The organism is Pseudomonas lini (assembly GCF_964063345.1).
Classification (GTDB): domain Bacteria; phylum Pseudomonadota; class Gammaproteobacteria; order Pseudomonadales; family Pseudomonadaceae; genus Aquipseudomonas; species Aquipseudomonas lini_B.
Genome location: NZ_OZ061318.1, coordinates 2,482,335 through 2,500,797, shown reverse-complemented (window position 1 = coordinate 2,500,797; position 18,463 = coordinate 2,482,335). Strand labels below are relative to the sequence as shown.

The window sequence follows — 18,463 nt, the reverse complement described above, 5'->3', positions numbered from 1 at the left end:
AGCGGGCTTGCCCGCGATGGGGCAGTAGCAGCACCAAATCCCTGGGGTCTCCCACAGTGTTCTCTGTTGTTCACAAATATTGCATTCACAGAAGATCCCTGTGGGAGTGGGCTTGCCCGCGATGGGGCCGGTTGCAGCACCGCAAATCTGGGAGATCTACACTTTACGGATGACGGTTGCGCACTAAACCCGCAAAATGCAACGATTCCGGCAATTATTGAGGACATCGCCTGCGGGCGTTGTCGATATAGCCATCGTTCCAATCAGACTGGGCCTGCTGACTCTATGCGAATGCGCCTTATGTTACTGGGCGGCGGAAATGCCCTTGGGCAGGCGCTGATTCGCCTCGGTGCGGAGGAAGACATCGGTTTCCTCGCCCCCCGCCCACCGCAAGACGGCTGGGACGCCGCGAGCCTGACGCAACTGCTCGACGATACCCGTCCGGATGCGTTGATCAATCTCGCCTACTATTTTGACTGGTTCCAGGCGGAGGCCGTCAGCGAACAGCGTCTGGCCGGGCAAGAGCGAGCCGTCGAACGGCTGGCCGAGCTGTGCCAGCATCACAACATTGTGCTGCTGCAACCGTCGAGTTATCGCGTGTTCGACGGCTCCCGGGCGACCGCCTACAGCGAAAAAGACGAACCGGTGCCGCTGGGCTTGCGTGGCCAGGCCTTGTGGCGAATCGAGCAAAGCGTGCGCGCCACTTGTCCGCAGCACGTACTGCTGCGTTTCGGCTGGCTGCTCGATGACAGCCCCGACGGTACCCTCGGGCGATTCCTGAGCCGGGCCGAGAAAGCTGAAGAACTGCTGATGGCTGATGATCGTCGCGGTAATCCGACGCCAGTGGACGATGCCGCCCGGGTGATCATTTCGGTGCTCAAGCAACTCGATTGCTCCGCGCCGCTGTGGGGCACTTACCACTACGCCGGACATGAAGCGACCACGCCGCTGGCACTGGGGCAGGCGATTCTTACCGAAGCACGCGCCCTGCACCCGTTGGCCATCGAAGCGCCGACCGCCCAGGCTCACGCCGCGCGGTCCGACGCCGCCGAAGAACCGCAACACGCGGTGCTGGCCTGCAAGAAAATTCTGCACACTTTCGGGATCAAGCCCCGCGCCTGGCGCGCGGCACTCCCGGGCTTACTGGATAGGTTTTATCGCCATGGCTGACAGCCCTGTTTTAATCACCGGCGGTGCCGGTTTCATCGGTTCGCACCTGACCGACGCCTTGCTCGCCAAGGGGCATTCGGTGCGGATTCTCGATGACCTCTCTACCGGAAAACGCAGTAACCTGCCGCTGGACAATCCCCTCGTCGAACTGATCGTGGGCGACGTCGCCGATGCTGCACTGGTGGCGCAGGCGATGGTCGGTTGCAGCGCTGTGGCGCACCTGGCTGCGGTGGCTTCAGTGCAGGCATCGGTGGATGATCCGGTGAAGACTCACCAGAGCAATTTCATCGGTTCGCTGAATGTCTGCGAAGCCATGCGTCAGGCTGGCGTAAAACGGGTGCTGTTTGCATCCAGCGCCGCGGTCTATGGCAACAACGGTGAAGGCGAATCGATCGACGAAGACACACCCAAGGCACCGTTGACGCCGTATGCGGCGGACAAGTTGGCGAGCGAGCATTACTTCGATTTCTATCGCCGCCAGCATGCTCTGGAGCCGGTGGTTTTCCGCTTCTTCAACATCTTCGGCCCGCGCCAGGATCCGTCCTCGCCGTATTCCGGGGTAATCAGCATTTTCAGCGAGCGCGCGCAGAAAGGCTTGCCGATCACCGTGTTCGGCGATGGCGAGCAGACTCGCGATTTTGTCTATGTAGAGGACCTGGTGGACGTGTTGGTGCAAGCCATCGAGAAGCCGCAGGTCGAAGTCGGCCCGGTGAATGTCGGCTGGAATCAGGCGACGACCCTCAAACAAATGCTTGCAGCCCTTGAGGCGGTGGTCGGCAAGCTTCCGCCCGTGAGCTACGGCCCGGCGCGCTCCGGTGACATCCGTCATTCACGCGCGAACAACCGACGTTTGCTGGAGCGGTTTACCTACCCGCAGCAGACACCGATGAGCGTCGGCCTTGCGCGGTTGCTGGGACGCTGAGGTTTACACAGCCATGAAAAAGGCGCCTTTGAAGGCGCCTTTTTTGTGGCCGATGCGATAACCGTGGCGAGGGAGCTTGCTCCCGTTCGACTGCGCGGCAGTCGCCATCACTATTGGGTCTGCTTCGCAGCCCAGCGGGAGCAAGCTCCCTCGCCACAAAAGCCGGACAAGTGTTTCTTAAAACTTGTAACCCAAACCAACCATGTAGATGAACGGATCCACATCAACATTGACCCTGGCGCGAGTGCCCGGCGCGACGGCGTTGTTTTCCACGGTCGCACGGGTGTCGATATCGATGTAGCGCACCTGGGCGTTGATCATCACGTTGTCGGTCAGCATGTAATCGGCACCCACCTGCCAGGCCAGACCCCAGGAGTTATCCGCCTTGAAGTTGCTGAAGCCGTTGGCGCTGGCTTCGCTGCTGACGTGCTCGTCGTAGATCCAGGTGTAGTTGATACCGCCGCCGATGTACGGCTGGAACGCGGACTTGGCGTCCAGTGGGTAGTAGACCAGGCTCAGGGTCGGCGGTAGGTGTTTGAGGGTGCCGAGTTTGCCGTTGGCGGCGCCGAGGGCGGTGCCTTTGAGCTTCACGTCATGCTCGAACGGCGAGGCCGCCAGCAGTTCGATTCCCAGATGGTTGGTGATCATGTAAGCGAAGTTCAGGCCCAGTTGCGTGTCGCTGCTCATGGTGGCCTTGCCACCCAGATCGGCGCCCTTCAGCGGGCCCTGATCGACCTTGACGCTGGAGCTGTCGGCTTCCGGGTTGACGGTAATCGCACCGGCCCGAACGATGATGTCACCAGCGGTGTGAGCATGGGCGAGCGGTGCTGCGAGCGCGAGGGCGAACAGCGAAGCGCAGAGCTTGAACTTGTGCATGGGGGCTCCAGAGGACGTTAAAAATGTTCGATGTCCAATGGTAGGGATCCAACTGATACGGTCTTTTGATTCAGCTCAATGAAACAGTGATGGGCGGTTTTTTGGTGGAGTCTTTGATGGCCTCATCGCGGGCAAGTCGGATCGCCGCACCGCCGCTCCCACAGGGATCTTCTGTGAATGCAATATTTGTGAACAACAGAGAACACTGTGGGAGCGGGCTTGCCCGCGATGGCGATTGAACAGACAACACCGAACTACCAGATTCACTCCGGCAATTCATACACGTAAATCTTGTCCGCCTCCATCTGATACCCGGCATCCGCCAACTCGCTGGTAGACGCCTTGACCTGCAACGCACCTTCGATCCAGTACGGCTGATACAACTCATCAAGCTTCACGCCGACTTCGCTTTTGACATGCACGATCTGGTTCGACGGAGGCGGCGGTACATGGATGCAGGCGCCGAAATACGGCACCAGCAGAAACTCCGTGGTGCGGCCTTCTTCACTGACTTCCAGCGGCACGATGTAGCCCGGCAAACGAATGTTCTTGCCGTCGAGGCTCTTCACCACCGGCGCGTTCGGCATGTCCTGTTTGGCCGCTGGAGCCGACTCCGCAGACAACGCGTCGCTCATCTTCGACAGGTCATGCAGCGGCGTCATGTTCGGCACTTCTGGCGCCGCATCCGGCGGGATCATTTCCGACCAGGTCAGGTCCTTCGGCTCGGCCGCCCACAACGGGAGGGCAACCAGCATCAATAGCGCAAGCACAGCGCGGGGCATCATTAATGTCCTCATAGTCGGATCGACAGGCCATCGGCCAAGGATTGGCGATAAGCACGCCAGGCCGGCACGCTGCCCATCAGCAGCGCGGCGATCAGGATGCCACCGAGCAGCGTCCATTCATATTCGCTCGGCCAGGCCAGCGGCAGGTACAAGCCGTAATTCGCCTGCACGTAACCCTGCGCTACGGCGATGCCCACATACAGCAGCGCCACACCGGCAATCACTCCGGACAATGCCAGGGCAAATGCCTCCAGCACCAACAAGGTCGCGATGTGCCACGGCCGAGCGCCGACCGAGCGCAGAATCGCCATCTCGCGGCGTCGCTCGTTGAGGCTGGTGAGAATCGCCGTGAGCATGCCGATCAACCCGGTCAGCACCACGAACAGCGAGACGACGAACAAGGCTTTTTCCGCCGTGCTCATCAAACTCCACAGCTCCTGCAACGCCACACCCGGCAGGATCGCCAGCATCGGTTCGCCACGGAATTCGTTGATCTCTCGTTGCAGCGCAAACGTCGAAATCTTGTTGTTGAGGCCGAGCATGAACGCGGTGATCGCTTGCGGCGTCAGGTCCATGTTGCGCGCTTGGTCGGCACTGATCCGGCCGTTACCGCGTGCTGGCACGCCGTTGTGCCAGTCGATGTGGATCGCTTCCATTCCGCCGAGGCTGATGTGCAGCGTGCGGTCCACCGGGGTGCCGGTGCGTTTGAGAATGCCGACCACGGTGAATGGTTTGTCGTCGTGTTTGACCAGGCTGATTGCCGCTACGCCATGGGCCAGCACCAGTTTGTCGCCGAGCTTGTAGTGCAGCGCATCGGCCACTTCGGCGCCGAGCACCACTTCGAACGGATCGTTGGCGAAGGCGCGGCCGTCGGTGAGTTCGAGGTGCTGTTGATGGCCGTACTGGTAGTGCTCGAAGTACGCCTCGGTGGTGCCCATCACTCGATAACCGCGATGGGAATCGCCGAGGGACATCGGGATCGCCCACTTCACTTTCGGGTTGTTGGCGAAATGTTCAAAGCTGTCCCAGCGGATGTTGTTGGTGGCGTTGCCGATGCGGAACACCGAGTACAACAGCAGGTTTACTGAGCCGGAGCGCGCGCCGACGATCAGGTCGGTGCCGCTGATGGTGCTGGCGAAACTGGCTTTGGCCTCGGTGCGCACCCGCTCCACCGCCAGCAGCAGGCAGACCGACAGGGCGATGGTGAATGCGGTGAGGATCGCGGTGAAGCGACGGTTAGCCAGACTGGCCATGGCTAGACGAAACAAATACATCTCAGACCTCGGACGGGGGGGCGGCGCGATTGAGATCGGCCAGCGAGAGGTGGCGATCGAACAGCGGCGCGAGGCTCTGGTCATGGCTGACAAACAACAGGCTCGACCCGGCTTCACGGCATTCGGCAAACAGCAAGCGAATGAAGTTTTCGCGGGCGTCGTAGTCCAGCGCCGAGGTCGGTTCGTCGGCGATTACCAGTTCCGGCTGACCGATCAACGCACGTGCAGCGGCGACCCGTTGCTGCTGGCCGATGGACAGCGAATCGGCGCGGCGGCTGAGGATCTTTTCATCCTTGAGGCCCAAGTGGGCGAGCAGGGTAGCGGCGGCCTGATCGACACTGCCGTGGCGCTGAATCGCCCGTTCGGCACGCAGCTTGGAGAAGTGGCAGGGCAGCTCGACGTTCTCGCGCACCGAGAGAAATGGCAGCAAGTTGAACTGCTGGAAGATGTAGCCGGTGTGATCGACGCGGAAGTGGTCGCGAGCCCCGGCGGAGAGTTCGGTCAGCTCCTGGCCGAGCAGGCGGATGCTGCCGTGATCAGGCTTTTGCACGCCACCGAGCAGGCCCAGCAGGGTGGTCTTGCCGCTGCCGCTGGGGCCTTTGAGGAACAGGGTTTCCCCAGGCATAAGGCGAAACGCCGGGATGTCCAGCAGCGGCGGATGACCGGGCCAGCTGAAGCCCAGGTCGGACAGTTCGATGAGTGCTTGGGTCATAGCGCCGATTTCATGGGTATTGGGTACTTGTCTCAACTTCACATTCCACACCAACCCCGATTTCTGTAGGAGCGAGCGGTGCGGCGGTCCGACTTGCCCGCGAAAGCGATCTCACAGTCAACATCACTGTTGAATCTAATGGTCTCTTCGCGGGCAAGCCTCGCTCCTACAAGGATTGGTGTCGGATCAGAATTTCAGGGCGGCAGCCTTGGCGGTCACTTCAACCCCTTGCTGCCCGCTCGGGCTGATCAGTTGTACCTGAATCTTCTGGGTGGCCGGGAATGTGTTGAAGATATTTGCCAAATCCAGGGTTTTCAGTGCGCCAGGGGCTGAGCAGCTGAATTGGTAATGGGCATGGATCTCGCTGTGGTCATGATGATGCTCGTGACCGTCCTTGGCGTCTTCTTCGTCATGATCATCGGCATCCGGCTTGTCACCGAACAGCGGGCTTTCCAGTTCCTGAGTCGCGACCATGCAACCGGCGGCTTTCGGCAGGTTGAACAGCACCAACGGTTTTTCCAGCAGCGCGCGGACGGTGGCGACTTTGGCCTTGTCGGCGTCGGTGGTGGCGGCGTGTTCGAAACCCACCAGGTTCATCGCCGGGCTTTCCAGCTCCAGCTCCAGCGTCTGGCCGTCCAGCGCCGCGTTCAGGCGACCGACGCCGTGTTCGTGGGCGCTGAGGCTGCCGTGCTCATCATGATCGTGATCATGTTCGACAGCGGCATGGGCGACAGCCAGCGGCAACAAGGCAAACGGCAAAGCGAGCAGCAGACGGCGCATGGCGGGTCTCCGAAAAGTAAAATGAAAAAATTGTTATGTAATCTTATAACGAAAGTGCCGAGAGTTTGACCGTCTGCTTGGCGTTGCGCAAGACCCATGGGAGCATGCGAGTCAGGTATGTGCAGGAGCAGACTTATGTTGCGAATACGCGGAAGCATCGGCGACTGGCCGGTGGATTTGACGCTGGAACTGGATGAGGGCGACTGGGCGCAGCTGGGTGCGCAGTTGCAGGCAGCAAAACCCGAGGAGAGTGCTACGCCGGCCAAACCGGTGAATCAGGACGATGCGCTGTGGCAGATCGCCCAGGAATTGTTGCGCAAGGCCGGGCAATTGAGCGGGCCGGATTTGTTGGAGCAGCTGGAAGGGCTGACCGGCAGCGCAGTGGCGGGCAAGCGCTTGTTGGTGCGCTTGCGCCACAGTGCAAATGTCAAAGTGGTGAGCGGCGGGGATACGCCGCTGTACAGCTGGATCGAGCCAGCGTAGGAATCGGGTTCACACGGACAGATCGAGTAAGCCGCAAAAAAGATCGCAGCCTGCGACAGCTCCTACACGGGATTTGTATTTCCCCTGTAGCCGCAGGCTGCGATCTTTTGATTTTAATAAAGCGCAGCAAACAACTTGCGACGGTACGTGGTCACCAGCGGGTGATCGTTGCCCAGCAGTTCGAACACTTGCAGCAAGGTCTTGTGCGGCAAGCCTTCGCTGTAGCTGCGATTGCGGATGAACAGCTTCAGCAAGGCATCCAGCGCCGCGTCGTATTGCTGGCGGGCCAGTTGCTGGATCGCCAGTTGATAGACCGCCTCATCGTCCTGCGGATTTTTCGCCAGACGTGCTTTCAGGTCTGCCGCATCCGGCAAATCCCTGGCCTGACCGAGGAACTGGATCTGCGCCTTGGCGCCGGCCAGCGCGGCCTTGTGCTCATCGGTCTTGACCGCGTCGAGCACGATTTGCGCTTCACCCAGCTCGCCGCGCTCAGTCAGGCAGCGGGCGTAGAGGATCAGCGCCTTGGCGTTGGTGTTATCTTCAGCCAGCAGTACTTTGAGGGTGGCTTCGGCGTTGGCGTAACGGCCGTCATCGAACAGCGCCTGAGCCTGTTCGAACGGATCGGCAGCAGCGGGCGGCGGCATTTGCACGTGGGGTTCGAGCATGGTGCGCACGGCCGATTCCGGTTGTGCACCGGCAAAACCGTCCACCGGTTGACCGTCCTTGAACAACACCACCGTCGGCAGGCTGCGAATGCCGAAGCGCGCAACAATGTCCTGCTCGATGTCGCAGTTGACCTTGGCCAGCAGCAACTCACCCTGATAGCTCTCGGCGATGGTTTGCAGCATCGGCATCAAGGCCTTGCACGGCGCACACCATTCGGCCCAGAAATCCACCAGCACCGGTTTGTGAAAAGAGTTCTCGATCACCGACTGGTCGAAATCGGCAGTCGTGGCGTCGAAAATGTACGGCGTTTCCTGACTCATGGGGGATCTCGTAAAAGCGTGAATGTGGTCACTATAAGGCTTGGTGGGGGGTGGCTGAAAGCGGGGTGGCCATTGAGTGATGTGCTGTCTGACGGGACGCCTTCGCGGGCACGCCTCGCTCCTGCAGGGTTGGTGTCGATCTTGAAATCAGCGCGGACCTGTAGGAGCGAGGCTTGCCCGCGAAGCTTTTAGCCGCGCCGCGCATGGTAAAGGCTCACATACCGAAACTCTTCAGGCTCGGCCAGATCCGGCAAGGTCATCGCTTCCAGCATTTCAATGCGCTGATACAACGGATGGCGAAAATCCCTCACCCGCGAATCCGCCACCAAGGCTTCCCGGCCACGGCTGAGAAACTCGTCGAGCAACGGCAAATTCGCCCGGTCGTACAACACATCGGCCACCAGAATCAGATCAAACCGATCGACCTCGGCGAAAAAGTCCGTCGAGTAGCTGAGTTGCACGCCATTAAGTTCGGCATTCGCCCGACACGCGGCAATCGCCAACGGGTCCAGGTCACAGGCCACCACTTCCAGTGCTCCGGCTTTCACCGCCGCAATCGCGGCGACCCCTGAGCCGGCGCCGAAATCCAGCACCCGTTTACCTTCGACCCATTGCCGGTGCTCAGCGAGATAACGGGCCACGGCCAGCCCACTGGCCCAGCAGAAACTCCAGTACGGCGGCTCGTGGAGAATCCGCCGGGTTTCTTCCGGGCTGAAGGCACGGTCCATGTTATCGCCGTCGATCAGCCAGAGTTTCAGCTCGGTGCCGGGTAACTCACAGGCTACAAGCTGTGCATCGCCGAGCAGTTCACCTAACGCCTGTTGCAGGTCGAGCGGTGCAATCATGGCGCTTTGACGAATTGCAGCTGACCCAATGCCTGGGTGGTTGGCTGTGTGATCATTTGCGCCGGCAGATGCAGAATCAACTGCCCGGACTGGCTGGCGCGGCCGCGAAGTTCGACGCGGGCACCGACGGGAAAGGACTCGGGATTGAAGCGCAGGCGAAACGGCAACACTTGATTGGTACCGATCAGGTTGGAACTGGCGAGCAATAGTTGCGGACGATCCTTTTCGTCGATCACCAGCAACGCCAGTTCGACTTCGGCACCGGCCGGCACGCCCTGCAGGGTGCCGCTCAATTCACGTTGATAAGCTGGCAGCGGACCGAGCTCGGCCGACGCCTTGGCTTTCTTCTGCGCCTGTTGCGGTGCAGGGCCGGGCGTTGGCGGCTGGGGCTTGGGCGCATCGCTGCCACAGGCCACCAACAGGCTGAAAAGACTGAGCAAAATGAGGGGTCGTAAAGACATGGGCGGCTCCAGCAAGCGAAATCCATATACAGCCAGTCTGTATACCGCAAACCCTATGGCTTGTCTTGCCACGGGGATGCGCTACCATGGCCCTCCCATTTTTTGTTGCCTGCCACCATGCACTGTCCCTTCTGCGGTGCCAACGACACCAAGGTCATCGACTCGCGTCTGGTCGCCGAGGGCGAACAGGTGCGCCGCCGGCGTGAATGCCTGGCCTGCGGCGAACGTTTCACGACGTTCGAAACCGCTGAACTGGTGTTGCCGCGCCTGATCAAAACCGACGGCAGTCGCCAGCCGTTCGACGAAGAAAAACTGCGTGCCGGCATGCAGCGGGCGCTGGAGAAGCGCCCGGTGAGTGTCGAGCGCCTCGAATCGTCGCTGGTGCACATCAAACACAAGCTGCGCGCCACCGGCGAACGCGAGGTCAAATCCCTCGTGGTCGGCGAACTGGTGATGGCCGAGCTGAAGAAGCTTGATGAAGTCGCCTATATCCGCTTCGCTTCGGTGTACCGACGCTTCCAGGACCTCAACGAGTTCCGCGAAGAGATCGATCGCCTCGCCCGTGAGCCGGTGAAAGAATGACCACACCTCCCGAACAAGCCATCCTCGACGCGCATTACATGGCCCGAGCCCTGGAACTGGCGCGCAAAGGTCATTACACGACGCATCCCAACCCCCGGGTTGGCTGCGTGGTGGTGCGTGACGGTCAGATAGTCGGCGAAGGCTGGCATGTGCGCACCGGTGAACCGCACGCTGAAGTCCACGCCCTGCGCGCCGCTGGCGACAAGGCGCGGGGTGCAACGGCTTACGTGACCCTCGAACCTTGCAGCCACCACGGCCGTACGCCGCCCTGCGCCGATGCGCTGGTGAATGCCGGTGTGGCGCGCGTCGTTGCGGCGATGCAGGACCCGAACCCGGAAGTCGCCGGTCGCGGCCTGCAACGTCTGGCCCAGGCCGGTATAGCCACTGAAAGCGGCGTACTGGAAGGCGAGGCGCGCAAGCTCAATCAAGGCTTCCTCAAACGCATGGAACATGGCTTGCCGTTCGTGCGGGTCAAGTTGGCGATGAGCCTCGACGGTCGCACAGCGATGGAAAGCGGCGAGAGCCAGTGGATCACAGGTACAGCGGCGCGTTCGGCGGTACAGCGTTTGCGCGCCGAGGCCAGCGTGGTGCTGACCGGCGCCGACACGGTACTGGCAGACAATGCGCGCTTGACCGTACGTGCCGACGAATTGGGTCTGGACGCTGAACAAACGGCCTTGGCCATGAGCCGTCCGCCGCTTCGCGTACTGATCGACGGTCGCCTGCGGGTGCCGCTGAATGTACCGTTCTTCAAGGCCGGTCCGGCACTGGTCGCCACGTGTGTCGCGGTGGAAGAACAGTACGCCAACGGCCCGGAATGCCTGATCGTGCCGGGCGACGATGGCCAGGTCGATCTGCATCAGTTACTGGTCGAACTCGCCAACCGTGGCGTCAATGACGTGCTGGTCGAGGCCGGCCCGCGACTGGCTGGCGCGTTTGCCCAACTCGGGTTGGTGGACGAATTCCAGATCTTCATCGCCGGCAAGTTTCTCGGCTCCTCGGCCCGTCCCTTGCTGGACTGGCCGCTGGCGCAGATGAAAGACGCGCCCGAGCTCAAAATCATCGATATTCGTGCGGTTGGCGATGACTGGCGAGTCACTGCCATTCCTGTGCCGTCGGCGAGCGTATAATTCCCGGCCATTGCTCTAGCGCTGGCTCTGTTCTCGAGGAGGACTCCATGTTTACCGGCATCATCGAATCCATCGGCAGTATTCGTGCATTGACCCCAAAAGGCGGAGATGTGCGGGTTTACGTAGAAACCGGCAAGCTCGACCTGAGCGATGTAAAGCTGGGCGACAGCATTGCCGTCAATGGCGTGTGCCTGACCGCGGTTGAATTGCCGGGCAATGGTTTTGCGGCGGACGTCAGTCGCGAAACCCTCGACTGCACCGCGATGAATGACCTCAAAAGCGGCAGCCCGGTCAACCTGGAAAAAGCCCTGACCCCGACCACTCGCCTCGGCGGGCATCTGGTCAGCGGCCACGTCGATGGCGTGGGCGAAGTGGTTGCCCGCACCGAAAATGCCCGCGCCGTGGAATTTCGCATCCGCGCTCCGAAAGAGCTGGCCAAGTACATTGCCCATAAAGGCTCGATCACTGTCGACGGCACCAGCCTGACCGTGAACGCAGTCGATGGCGCCGAGTTCTTGCTGACCATCATTCCGCACACCCTGAGCGAAACCATCATGGCGTCGTACCAGCCGGGTCGCCGAGTGAATCTGGAAGTCGACTTGCTGGCCCGTTATCTGGAGCGCCTGTTGTTGGGCGATAAGGCTGCAGAGCCAACTTCCAGTAACATTACCGAAAGCTTTCTGGCCGCCAACGGCTACCTCAAATCCTGACTCAAGGGGGTGCCTTGTGGCGCTCAATAGCATCGAAGAACTGGTTGAAGACATCCGCCAAGGCAAGATGGTCATCCTCATGGATGACGAAGACCGCGAGAACGAAGGCGACCTGATCATGGCCGCCGAATGCTGCAAGCCTGAACACATCAACTTCATGGCCAAGCACGCCCGTGGCCTGATCTGCATGCCGATGAGTCGCGAGCGTTGCGAACTGCTCAAGCTGCCATTGATGGCGCCACGTAACGGTTCCGGTTTCGGCACCAAGTTCACCGTGTCCATCGAAGCCGCCGAAGGCGTGACCACCGGTATCTCCGCGGCCGACCGTGCGCGCACTGTACAAGCAGCTGCCGCCAAAGACGCCAAGGCTGAAGACATCGTCAGCCCCGGCCACATCTTCCCGCTGATGGCCCAGGCCGGCGGTACGCTGGCCCGTGCCGGCCACACCGAAGCTGCTTGCGATCTGGCGCGCATGGCCGGTTTCGAGCCGAGCGGTGTGATCTGCGAAGTGATGAACGACGACGGCACCATGTCCCGTCGCGCCGAACTCGAAGCGTTTGCCGCTGAACACAACATCAAGATCGGCACCATCGCCGACCTGATTCACTACCGGATGATCCACGAACGTACCGTTCAGCGGATTGCCGAGCAGCCGCTGGACAGCGAATTGGGCCAGTTCAACCTGGTGACCTATCGTGATTCGGTGGAAGGCGATGTGCACATGGCCCTGACCCTGGGCACCGTGTGCGCCGAAGAGCCGACGCTGGTCCGGGTGCACAACATGGACCCGCTGCGTGACCTGCTGATGGTCAAGCAACCGGGCCGCTGGAGCCTGCGCGCCGCCATGGCTGCGGTTGCCGAGGCTGGCAGCGGCGTGGTGCTGTTGCTCGGTCACCCGCTCGATGGCGACGTGTTGCTGGCGCATATCCGCGAAACCGCGGATCACAGCGCAGTGAAAAAACCGACCACTTACAGCATCGTCGGTGCCGGTTCGCAGATTCTTCGGGACCTGGGCGTGCGCAAAATGCGTCTGATGAGTGCGCCGATGAAATTTAATGCGATATCCGGTTTCGATCTGGAAGTTGTAGAATACGTGCCCTCCGAATAATGACCCCGGAGATTTCGGCATTGTTGACTTAGATCCATTGTGGCGAGGGAGCTTGCTCCCGCTTGGGTGCGCAGCGCCCACAAAAGGGGCTGCTACGCTGCCCGGCGGGAGCAAGCTCCCTCGGCACGGATGTGTAAGTGAACGGCAATGCGGTGTCTGCGGCCATGTATTCGTGGCTAATATCACTGAGGGATGCGTACGAGACGCGTCCCGGCTCTTTAAGAGATCTAACGAATGACCCTGAAGACCATCGAAGGTACCTTCATCGCCCCTAAAGGCCGCTACGCTTTGGTAGTGGGCCGTTTCAACAGCTTCGTCGTTGAAAGCCTGGTCAGCGGTGCAGTTGATGCCCTGGTTCGCCATGGCGTGAGCGAAAGCGACATCACCATCATCCGTGCGCCTGGCGCCTTCGAAATCCCGCTGGTTGCGCAAAAAGTCGCTCAGAAGGGCGAGTTCGCGGCAATCATCGCCTTGGGCGCAGTCATTCGTGGCGGTACTCCGCACTTCGAATACGTGGCTGGCGAATGCACCAAGGGCCTGGCCCAGGTGTCCATGGAGTTCGGCGTACCGGTCGCTTTCGGCGTACTGACCGTTGATTCCATCGAACAAGCCATCGAACGTTCCGGCACCAAGGCCGGTAACAAAGGTGCTGAAGCTGCCCTGTCCGCCCTGGAAATGGTCAGCCTGCTGGCGCAGTTGGAGGCCAAGTGATTAGCGACGATAGCGATCGTTTCAACCCGCGCGATCCAAAGCCTGCGGATGCCGGCAAGCCATCGAAAAGCGTCAAGCGTCGCGAAGCCCGTCAGCTCGCGACTCAGGCGCTGTACCAATGGCATATGGCCAAGCAATCGCTGAACGAGATCGAAGCGCAGTTTCGGGTCGATAACGATTTCAGCGATGTCGACGGCGCCTACTTCCGTGAAATCCTGCATGGGGTTCCGGCTCAGAAGGACCGGATCGACGCCGCACTGGCGCCATGCCTGGACATCACCATCGAAGAGCTGGACCCGGTTGAACTGGCGGTTCTGCGCCTGTCCACCTGGGAGCTGCTCGAGCGCGTTGATGTGCCGTACCGCGTTGTGATCAACGAAGGTATCGAACTGGCCAAGGTCTTCGGTTCCACCGACGGCCACAAGTTCGTCAACGGTGTGCTCGACAAGCTGGCCCCGCGTCTGCGTGAAGCTGAAGTGAAGGCGTTCAAGCGCTGATTGGCGCTTGAACACTAAGTCTGCGCCATGGGTGAGTTTGAGCTGATCCGCAATTTCTTCGCCGCCGCGCCTTGTGCGCAGGGCGGCGAAGGCGTTGCCCTCGGGATCGGCGACGACTGCGCCTTGCTGGCTGTTCCCCCCGGGGAGCAGTTGGCGATTTCCACCGACACGCTCGTGGCCGGTGTGCATTTCGCAGACCCTTGCGACCCGTTTCTGCTCGGTCAGCGCTCGCTGGCCGTGGCGGTCAGTGATCTGGCCGCCATGGGCGCTGCTCCCATTGCCTTTACCCTTGCCCTGACCTTGCCGACGGTGACCACCGATTGGCTGGAAGCCTTCGCCCGTGGTTTGAACCTCATGGCGCAAAATTGCGGTGTGGCGCTGGTGGGTGGCGATACCACTCGCGGGCCGTTGAGCCTGACCATGACCGTGTTCGGTCGGGTGCCAACCGGTCTGGCCTTGACCCGCAGCGGCGCACAGCCGGGCGATTTGCTTTGCGTGGGCGGTGAGCTGGGGAATGGCGCGGGCGCGTTGCCTTTGGTGCTCGGCCAGCGAATGGCTGATGCGGCCATCGCTGATCCGTTGCGTGCCCATTACTGGTCGCCGCAACCGCAGCTGGGTCTGGGCATGGCGTTGCGCGGCAGAGCCACTGCGGCGCTGGACATCTCCGACGGCCTGCTCGCCGACTGCGGGCACATTGCCTTGGCGTCGAAAGTCGGGGTTCAGATAGAGCGCAACAAGCTGCCGTTATCGAAGGCGCTACTGGCCTTCCTCGGTCAGTCTGGCGCTGAGCAAGCCGCCCTGAGCGGTGGTGACGATTACGTGCTGGCCTTCACCTTGCCGCCCGCCGAGTTGCCATCGTTGCTGGCGGACGGCTGGCCGATCCATGTGCTTGGGCGGGTCGTAGCAGGGCAGGGCGTGACACTGCTGGACGCCGACGGACACGACATCACCCCGCCAATCCGGGGTTATCAACATTTTCGGGAGACACCGTGACAGATCATCCCAAACAGGTTCCGGCGGAGTTCGTACCGCCGTCGGTCTGGCGCAATCCTTGGCATTTCCTGGCGTTCGGCTTCGGCTCGGGCACCCTGCCAAAAGCGCCGGGCACCTGGGGTTCGTTAGTGGCGTTACCCTTCATTCCGTTGTGGCAGATGCTGCCCGATTGGGGTTATTGGCTGATGCTCGGCATCACCATGCTGTTCGGCTTCTGGCTGTGCGGCAAGGTCGCCGATGATTTGCGCGTGCACGATCACGAAGGCATTGTCTGGGACGAAATGGTCGGGATGTGGATCACCCTGTGGCTGGTGCCGGAAGGTTGGTATTGGTTGCTGGCGGGGTTCTTGATGTTCCGCTTCTTCGACATCCTCAAGCCCTGGCCGATTCACTGGATCGACCGGCATGTGCACGGCGGTGTAGGCATCATGCTCGACGATGTGCTGGCGGGCGTATTTGCGTGGTTGGCGATGCAAGGGCTGGTGTGGCTTTTCGTCTGATGCATCAACTGAGAGAAACGGGGATGGCGCAACGCGGGTTGCTGCTGATGGTTTTCGCGCTATTTTGCTCGTTCGCCCAGGCGGGGGATGCACCGACGACGCCGTCCGTGATTCACCTGGCGAGCGAAGCCTGGGAAGACTTTACCGCCGCCGATGGCCATGGTTTGGGTTGGGATGTGCTGCGCGAAGTGTTTGAGCCGGCTGGCGTCAAACTGGATATTCGAACCGAACCCTACACGCGCGCCACGGGCCTGGCACAGCGCGGTGAAGTGGATGCTTGTGTCGGTGCTTATCGGGATGAAGTGAGCGATGTGCTCTATCCGCGTTGGCATTTCGATACCGATCCGATCTATGCACTGGGTCTGGCCAGCAATCCGGCGCCGACCCTGCAAACCCTGGGCAACTATCGATTGGCCTGGGTACGCGGCTACAAATTCCAGGATTATTTACCCAATGTGCAGAGCTACAACGAAATCGTGCGGCGTACCGGGATTCTTTCGATGCTGATTCACAACCGCATCGATTACTACATCGACGCGCTGGACGAGGTTAACTCCATCGTCAACCGAGCCAAGGCCCCATCGCAATTTCGCCGCACGCACATCGTGGATTTGCCGCTTTATCTGTGCTTTGCCGATACACCGAATGCCCGCAAGTTGATGGTGCTGTTCGATCAGCGCATGGAAGTGCTGGTAAAAAACGGCCAGCTGAAACCGATCTTCAAACGCTGGAAGCAGCCCTATCCGTTTGAGTCGAACTGATCACAGATCATGCAGTTGGCAAGGACTTCCCTGTGGGAGCGAGCCTGCTCGCGATGACGGACTGTGAGCTGACACAGATATAACTGACAATCAGCTATCGCGAGCAGGCTCGCTCCCACAAGGGATAGGTGGATTTGATATCAAACTTTTTGATCGTTATAGCCGATAATTCAGCCTAAGCGTCTGTAGGAACGGCCTGTTACAATGCCGCCTCTGCGAATCTTCAGTACATCTAGATCAGGAGCACACCGGTGCCTGTCGTTTTTGTCGCCGCTTCCAAGCTGCCAACGCCTTTTGCGCAATTCACCATGCATGGCTTTCTCGATGAAGAGAACGGGCGCGAGCACGTGGTGCTGAGCCTGGGTGAGTTCGCCGACGGTGCTCCGGTACTCGGCCGGTTGCACTCCGAATGCCTGACGGGCGATGCCTTGTTCAGCCAGCGCTGCGACTGCGGTTCGCAACTCGAGGCAGCCTTGCAGGCAATCGCCCGTGAAGGCCGTGGGGTGTTGCTCTACTTGCGTCAGGAAGGTCGCGGCATTGGCCTGTTGAACAAGATCCGCGCCTATGAATTGCAGGACGGCGGTGCCGACACCGTTGAAGCCAACGAGCGTCTGGGTTTCGCCGCTGACCAGCGCGACTACGCCATGTGCCTGCCGATGCTGGAGCATTTGGGCGTGAAGTCCTTGCGTCTGATGACCAACAACCCACGCAAGGTCAAAGCCTTGACCGACATGGGCATCGTGGTTGCCGAGCGCGTGCCGTTGCACACCGGGCACAACCCGCACAACAAACTCTACCTGGCGACCAAGGCCAGCAAGCTCGACCACATGATGGGTAACGAGCATCAGGGCGAGGTTGACCGGGCGTGACCCGCGGTCAGGTACGGCGGCGACTCTCTGTCAACTGGTGGCAATACCTGGCGCTGGCCTTGCTGCCGCTGTTCGTGATCAACGGTGTATTCGGCAAAAGCGAGGCGATTCTGCCGGTGCTGGCCATGCCGTTATTCATCGCCGGTGTGGCCTCGATGTTTGTCAGCCTGAAGTTCTTTGGCGGCTACAAGCACGCGCTGATCGCCACCCAGAAAGCCCTCGACACCCCTGAAGAACCCGACGCCTGGATCGCCCTGGCCGCGAAACGCCGTGCCGCGTTTCTGGTGGCCGGCCTGCCCGCCTGGATTGGTGCGCTTGCGGTATTCGTTGGGCTTGAAGCTGTGCCGCTGGTGCTGCTGGCGCTGTCGACCACGGTGCTGTTCTACCTCTACCGTATCCCGCGTCAACTCGGCTGATGCGCAGCATCTGGCTGGCAGTGTTGCTGCTGGCCGTCAGCGGTTCGGCGGCTGCAATTGAACGGGTCGTCAGTCTGGCACCGTCGCTTTCTGAAATCATCGTTGAGCTGAACTCGGCTGACCTTCTGGTCGGTATGCTGGATGCAGGCGAACGTCCTCCTGAACTCAAAGACATTCCTTCCGTTGGCAGCTACGGCCAGTTGGACATGGAACGACTGCTCAGCCTCAAACCCGATCTGTTGCTGCTCTGGCCGGGTAGTGTGGGGCCGGCTCAGCGTGAGCAGCTCAAACGGCTGAACATTCCCACCTATGTCGCCGAACCTCACAACCTCGAACAACTTACCGCCCAGATTGAAGTGATCGCTACGCAGCTCGGAAGACCGGAGCGTGGCGTTTTATTGGCCGAAAATCTGCGTCAACGACTTGATTTCCTGCGCCAGCGTTATCGAAGGGATGAGCCGTTACGGGTGTTTTATCAAGTCTGGGATCGGCCGCTGTACACCGTGGGCGGTGGGCAGATCATCAGCGATGCGCTGGAGGTGTGCGGGGCGCGCAATGTATTTGCCGACCTGACGCAGCCTGCACCGCAGGTCAGTGTGGAGGCGGTGTTGCAGCGCAATCCCGAGGTGATTCTGGCCAGTGATCAGGCGCAGCTCGATGCATGGAAGTCCTGGCCCCAAGTGACGGCGGTGGCGCAGGGGCAATTGCTATTGGTGACGGATAAGGGGCTGGAGCGGCCGAGTGGGCAGATGATCGAAGCGACTGCCAAGTTGTGCCAGTTGATCGCGCCCGACCTCTAACCTGTGGCGAGGGAGCTTGCTCCCGTTGGGCTGCGAAGCGGCCCCAAAACTTTTCAGATGGATCGGATCAGCTTGGATTGCGGCTGCTACGC

The 18,463-nt window shown here is 60.7% G+C and carries 23 protein-coding genes; 15 read left to right on the top strand and 8 right to left on the bottom strand.

Annotation, left to right across the window (positions count from 1 at the left end):
• Window positions 1–285 precede the first annotated feature (285 nt).
• Together AB3226_RS11295 and AB3226_RS11290 are read left to right on the top strand one after the other, a co-directional pair.
• Entirely contained in the window at window positions 286–1,170 is an 885-nt protein-coding gene (locus tag AB3226_RS11295) for a sugar nucleotide-binding protein (RefSeq protein WP_367373134.1), read from the top strand.
• Complete coding sequence (locus AB3226_RS11290; RefSeq protein WP_367373133.1) at window positions 1,163–2,092, top strand: NAD-dependent epimerase/dehydratase family protein; 930 nt, start codon at window positions 1,163–1,165, stop codon at window positions 2,090–2,092. Before AB3226_RS11295 ends, AB3226_RS11290 begins: the two co-directional genes overlap by 8 nt.
• Window positions 2,093–2,269: 177 nt before the next feature.
• On the opposite strand, the gene AB3226_RS11285 is transcribed toward AB3226_RS11290, so the two are convergent.
• The 5 genes from AB3226_RS11285 to AB3226_RS11265 all read right to left on the bottom strand — a co-directional run bounded on the left by AB3226_RS11285 (window position 2,270) and on the right by AB3226_RS11265 (window position 6,519).
• On the bottom strand, window positions 2,270–2,968 hold the full coding sequence (locus AB3226_RS11285; RefSeq protein WP_367373132.1) for an OmpW family protein: 699 nt from the start codon (window positions 2,966–2,968) through the stop codon (window positions 2,270–2,272).
• Window positions 2,969–3,231: 263 nt separating this feature from the next.
• Entirely contained in the window at window positions 3,232–3,750 is a 519-nt protein-coding gene (locus AB3226_RS11280) for a DUF3299 domain-containing protein (RefSeq protein WP_123720598.1), read from the bottom strand.
• A gap of 11 nt (window positions 3,751–3,761) precedes the next feature.
• Window positions 3,762–5,027: an ABC transporter permease gene (locus AB3226_RS11275; protein WP_367373131.1), complete on the bottom strand. Its 1,266-nt coding sequence runs from the start codon at window positions 5,025–5,027 to the stop codon at window positions 3,762–3,764.
• A gap of 1 nt (window position 5,028) precedes the next feature.
• Complete coding sequence (locus AB3226_RS11270; protein WP_367373130.1) at window positions 5,029–5,739, bottom strand: ABC transporter ATP-binding protein; 711 nt, start codon at window positions 5,737–5,739, stop codon at window positions 5,029–5,031.
• 186 nt (window positions 5,740–5,925) lie between these two features.
• Window positions 5,926–6,519, bottom strand: a complete 594-nt coding sequence (locus AB3226_RS11265) for a DUF2796 domain-containing protein (RefSeq protein ID WP_367373129.1) — start codon at window positions 6,517–6,519, stop codon at window positions 5,926–5,928.
• A 135-nt stretch (window positions 6,520–6,654) separates the two neighbouring features.
• Between AB3226_RS11265 and AB3226_RS11260 the strand changes: the two genes are divergently transcribed.
• Complete coding sequence (locus tag AB3226_RS11260; protein WP_367373128.1) at window positions 6,655–7,002, top strand: hypothetical protein; 348 nt, start codon at window positions 6,655–6,657, stop codon at window positions 7,000–7,002.
• 113 nt (window positions 7,003–7,115) lie between these two features.
• Here the strand turns inward: AB3226_RS11260 and trxA are convergent, their stop codons facing one another.
• The 3 genes from trxA to AB3226_RS11245 form a co-directional block, all read right to left on the bottom strand.
• The gene (gene trxA, locus AB3226_RS11255; RefSeq protein ID WP_367373127.1) at window positions 7,116–7,988 is read right to left on the bottom strand and encodes a thioredoxin; all 873 of its coding nucleotides are present in this window, start codon (window positions 7,986–7,988) and stop codon (window positions 7,116–7,118) included.
• A 188-nt stretch (window positions 7,989–8,176) separates the two neighbouring features.
• The gene (locus tag AB3226_RS11250) at window positions 8,177–8,833 is read right to left on the bottom strand and encodes a methyltransferase (protein WP_367373126.1); all 657 of its coding nucleotides are present in this window, start codon (window positions 8,831–8,833) and stop codon (window positions 8,177–8,179) included.
• The gene (locus AB3226_RS11245; protein WP_052967074.1) at window positions 8,830–9,294 is read right to left on the bottom strand and encodes a hypothetical protein; all 465 of its coding nucleotides are present in this window, start codon (window positions 9,292–9,294) and stop codon (window positions 8,830–8,832) included. Before AB3226_RS11245 ends, AB3226_RS11250 begins: the two co-directional genes overlap by 4 nt.
• A gap of 117 nt (window positions 9,295–9,411) precedes the next feature.
• On the opposite strand from AB3226_RS11245, the gene nrdR reads away from it, so the two are divergent.
• The 12 genes from nrdR to AB3226_RS11185 all read left to right on the top strand — a co-directional run bounded on the left by nrdR (window position 9,412) and on the right by AB3226_RS11185 (window position 18,371).
• Window positions 9,412–9,876 carry a transcriptional regulator NrdR gene (gene nrdR / locus AB3226_RS11240; RefSeq protein WP_007906838.1) on the top strand — a complete coding sequence of 155 codons (465 nt, stop codon included), beginning with the start codon at window positions 9,412–9,414 and terminating at the stop codon, window positions 9,874–9,876.
• On the top strand, window positions 9,873–11,006 hold the full coding sequence (gene ribD, locus AB3226_RS11235; protein WP_367373125.1) for a bifunctional diaminohydroxyphosphoribosylaminopyrimidine deaminase/5-amino-6-(5-phosphoribosylamino)uracil reductase RibD: 1,134 nt from the start codon (window positions 9,873–9,875) through the stop codon (window positions 11,004–11,006). Before nrdR ends, ribD begins: the two co-directional genes overlap by 4 nt.
• Before the next feature lie 47 nt (window positions 11,007–11,053).
• The gene (locus AB3226_RS11230; RefSeq protein ID WP_367373124.1) at window positions 11,054–11,716 is read left to right on the top strand and encodes a riboflavin synthase; all 663 of its coding nucleotides are present in this window, start codon (window positions 11,054–11,056) and stop codon (window positions 11,714–11,716) included.
• A 16-nt stretch (window positions 11,717–11,732) separates the two neighbouring features.
• Window positions 11,733–12,824, top strand: coding sequence for a bifunctional 3,4-dihydroxy-2-butanone-4-phosphate synthase/GTP cyclohydrolase II (gene ribBA / locus AB3226_RS11225; protein ID WP_038981347.1), 1,092 nt, complete (start codon window positions 11,733–11,735; stop codon window positions 12,822–12,824).
• A 234-nt stretch (window positions 12,825–13,058) separates the two neighbouring features.
• A complete protein-coding gene (ribE, locus tag AB3226_RS11220) occupies window positions 13,059–13,535 on the top strand; it encodes a 6,7-dimethyl-8-ribityllumazine synthase (protein WP_003228649.1) in 477 nt (158 codons plus the stop codon).
• A complete protein-coding gene (nusB, locus tag AB3226_RS11215; protein ID WP_038981348.1) occupies window positions 13,532–14,032 on the top strand; it encodes a transcription antitermination factor NusB in 501 nt (166 codons plus the stop codon). The genes ribE and nusB overlap by 4 nt, the downstream gene beginning before the upstream one ends.
• 27 nt (window positions 14,033–14,059) lie before the next feature.
• The gene (gene thiL / locus AB3226_RS11210) at window positions 14,060–15,025 is read left to right on the top strand and encodes a thiamine-phosphate kinase (RefSeq protein ID WP_367373123.1); all 966 of its coding nucleotides are present in this window, start codon (window positions 14,060–14,062) and stop codon (window positions 15,023–15,025) included.
• Window positions 15,022–15,525: a phosphatidylglycerophosphatase A gene (locus AB3226_RS11205; RefSeq protein WP_030131337.1), complete on the top strand. Its 504-nt coding sequence runs from the start codon at window positions 15,022–15,024 to the stop codon at window positions 15,523–15,525. Before thiL ends, AB3226_RS11205 begins: the two co-directional genes overlap by 4 nt.
• Before the next feature lie 23 nt (window positions 15,526–15,548).
• Window positions 15,549–16,286, top strand: a complete 738-nt coding sequence (locus AB3226_RS11200; protein WP_367375784.1) for a substrate-binding periplasmic protein — start codon at window positions 15,549–15,551, stop codon at window positions 16,284–16,286.
• 251 nt (window positions 16,287–16,537) lie between these two features.
• On the top strand, window positions 16,538–17,155 hold the full coding sequence (ribA, locus tag AB3226_RS11195; protein ID WP_007906827.1) for a GTP cyclohydrolase II: 618 nt from the start codon (window positions 16,538–16,540) through the stop codon (window positions 17,153–17,155).
• Complete coding sequence (locus AB3226_RS11190; protein ID WP_367373122.1) at window positions 17,152–17,571, top strand: MFS transporter; 420 nt, start codon at window positions 17,152–17,154, stop codon at window positions 17,569–17,571. Before ribA ends, AB3226_RS11190 begins: the two co-directional genes overlap by 4 nt.
• A complete protein-coding gene (locus tag AB3226_RS11185; protein WP_367373121.1) occupies window positions 17,571–18,371 on the top strand; it encodes a cobalamin-binding protein in 801 nt (266 codons plus the stop codon). Before AB3226_RS11190 ends, AB3226_RS11185 begins: the two co-directional genes overlap by 1 nt.
• Window positions 18,372–18,463 lie beyond the last annotated feature (92 nt).

Excerpts from the sequence above, each read along its gene's own strand:
- thiL (WP_367373123.1), top strand. The coding sequence starts at position 14,060 with ATGGGTGAGTTTGAGCTGATCCGCAATTTCTTCGCCGCCGCGCCTTGT.
- AB3226_RS11260 (WP_367373128.1), top strand. The coding sequence starts at position 6,655 with ATGTTGCGAATACGCGGAAGCATCGGCGACTGGCCGGTGGATTTGACG.
- AB3226_RS11290 (WP_367373133.1), top strand. The coding sequence starts at position 1,163 with ATGGCTGACAGCCCTGTTTTAATCACCGGCGGTGCCGGTTTCATCGGT.
- AB3226_RS11200 (WP_367375784.1), top strand. The coding sequence starts at position 15,549 with ATGGCGCAACGCGGGTTGCTGCTGATGGTTTTCGCGCTATTTTGCTCG.
- AB3226_RS11280 (WP_123720598.1), bottom strand. The coding sequence starts at position 3,750 with ATGCCCCGCGCTGTGCTTGCGCTATTGATGCTGGTTGCCCTCCCGTTG.
- AB3226_RS11295 (WP_367373134.1), top strand. The coding sequence starts at position 286 with ATGCGAATGCGCCTTATGTTACTGGGCGGCGGAAATGCCCTTGGGCAG.
- nrdR (WP_007906838.1), top strand. The coding sequence starts at position 9,412 with ATGCACTGTCCCTTCTGCGGTGCCAACGACACCAAGGTCATCGACTCG.
- AB3226_RS11285 (WP_367373132.1), bottom strand. The coding sequence starts at position 2,968 with ATGCACAAGTTCAAGCTCTGCGCTTCGCTGTTCGCCCTCGCGCTCGCA.
- AB3226_RS11230 (WP_367373124.1), top strand. The coding sequence starts at position 11,054 with ATGTTTACCGGCATCATCGAATCCATCGGCAGTATTCGTGCATTGACC.
- trxA (WP_367373127.1), bottom strand. The coding sequence starts at position 7,988 with ATGAGTCAGGAAACGCCGTACATTTTCGACGCCACGACTGCCGATTTC.
- AB3226_RS11270 (WP_367373130.1), bottom strand. The coding sequence starts at position 5,739 with ATGACCCAAGCACTCATCGAACTGTCCGACCTGGGCTTCAGCTGGCCC.
- ribE (WP_003228649.1), top strand. The coding sequence starts at position 13,059 with ATGACCCTGAAGACCATCGAAGGTACCTTCATCGCCCCTAAAGGCCGC.
- AB3226_RS11185 (WP_367373121.1), top strand. The coding sequence starts at position 17,571 with ATGCGCAGCATCTGGCTGGCAGTGTTGCTGCTGGCCGTCAGCGGTTCG.
- AB3226_RS11265 (WP_367373129.1), bottom strand. The coding sequence starts at position 6,519 with ATGCGCCGTCTGCTGCTCGCTTTGCCGTTTGCCTTGTTGCCGCTGGCT.
- AB3226_RS11245 (WP_052967074.1), bottom strand. The coding sequence starts at position 9,294 with ATGTCTTTACGACCCCTCATTTTGCTCAGTCTTTTCAGCCTGTTGGTG.
- AB3226_RS11250 (WP_367373126.1), bottom strand. The coding sequence starts at position 8,833 with ATGATTGCACCGCTCGACCTGCAACAGGCGTTAGGTGAACTGCTCGGC.
- ribD (WP_367373125.1), top strand. The coding sequence starts at position 9,873 with ATGACCACACCTCCCGAACAAGCCATCCTCGACGCGCATTACATGGCC.
- AB3226_RS11275 (WP_367373131.1), bottom strand. The coding sequence starts at position 5,027 with ATGTATTTGTTTCGTCTAGCCATGGCCAGTCTGGCTAACCGTCGCTTC.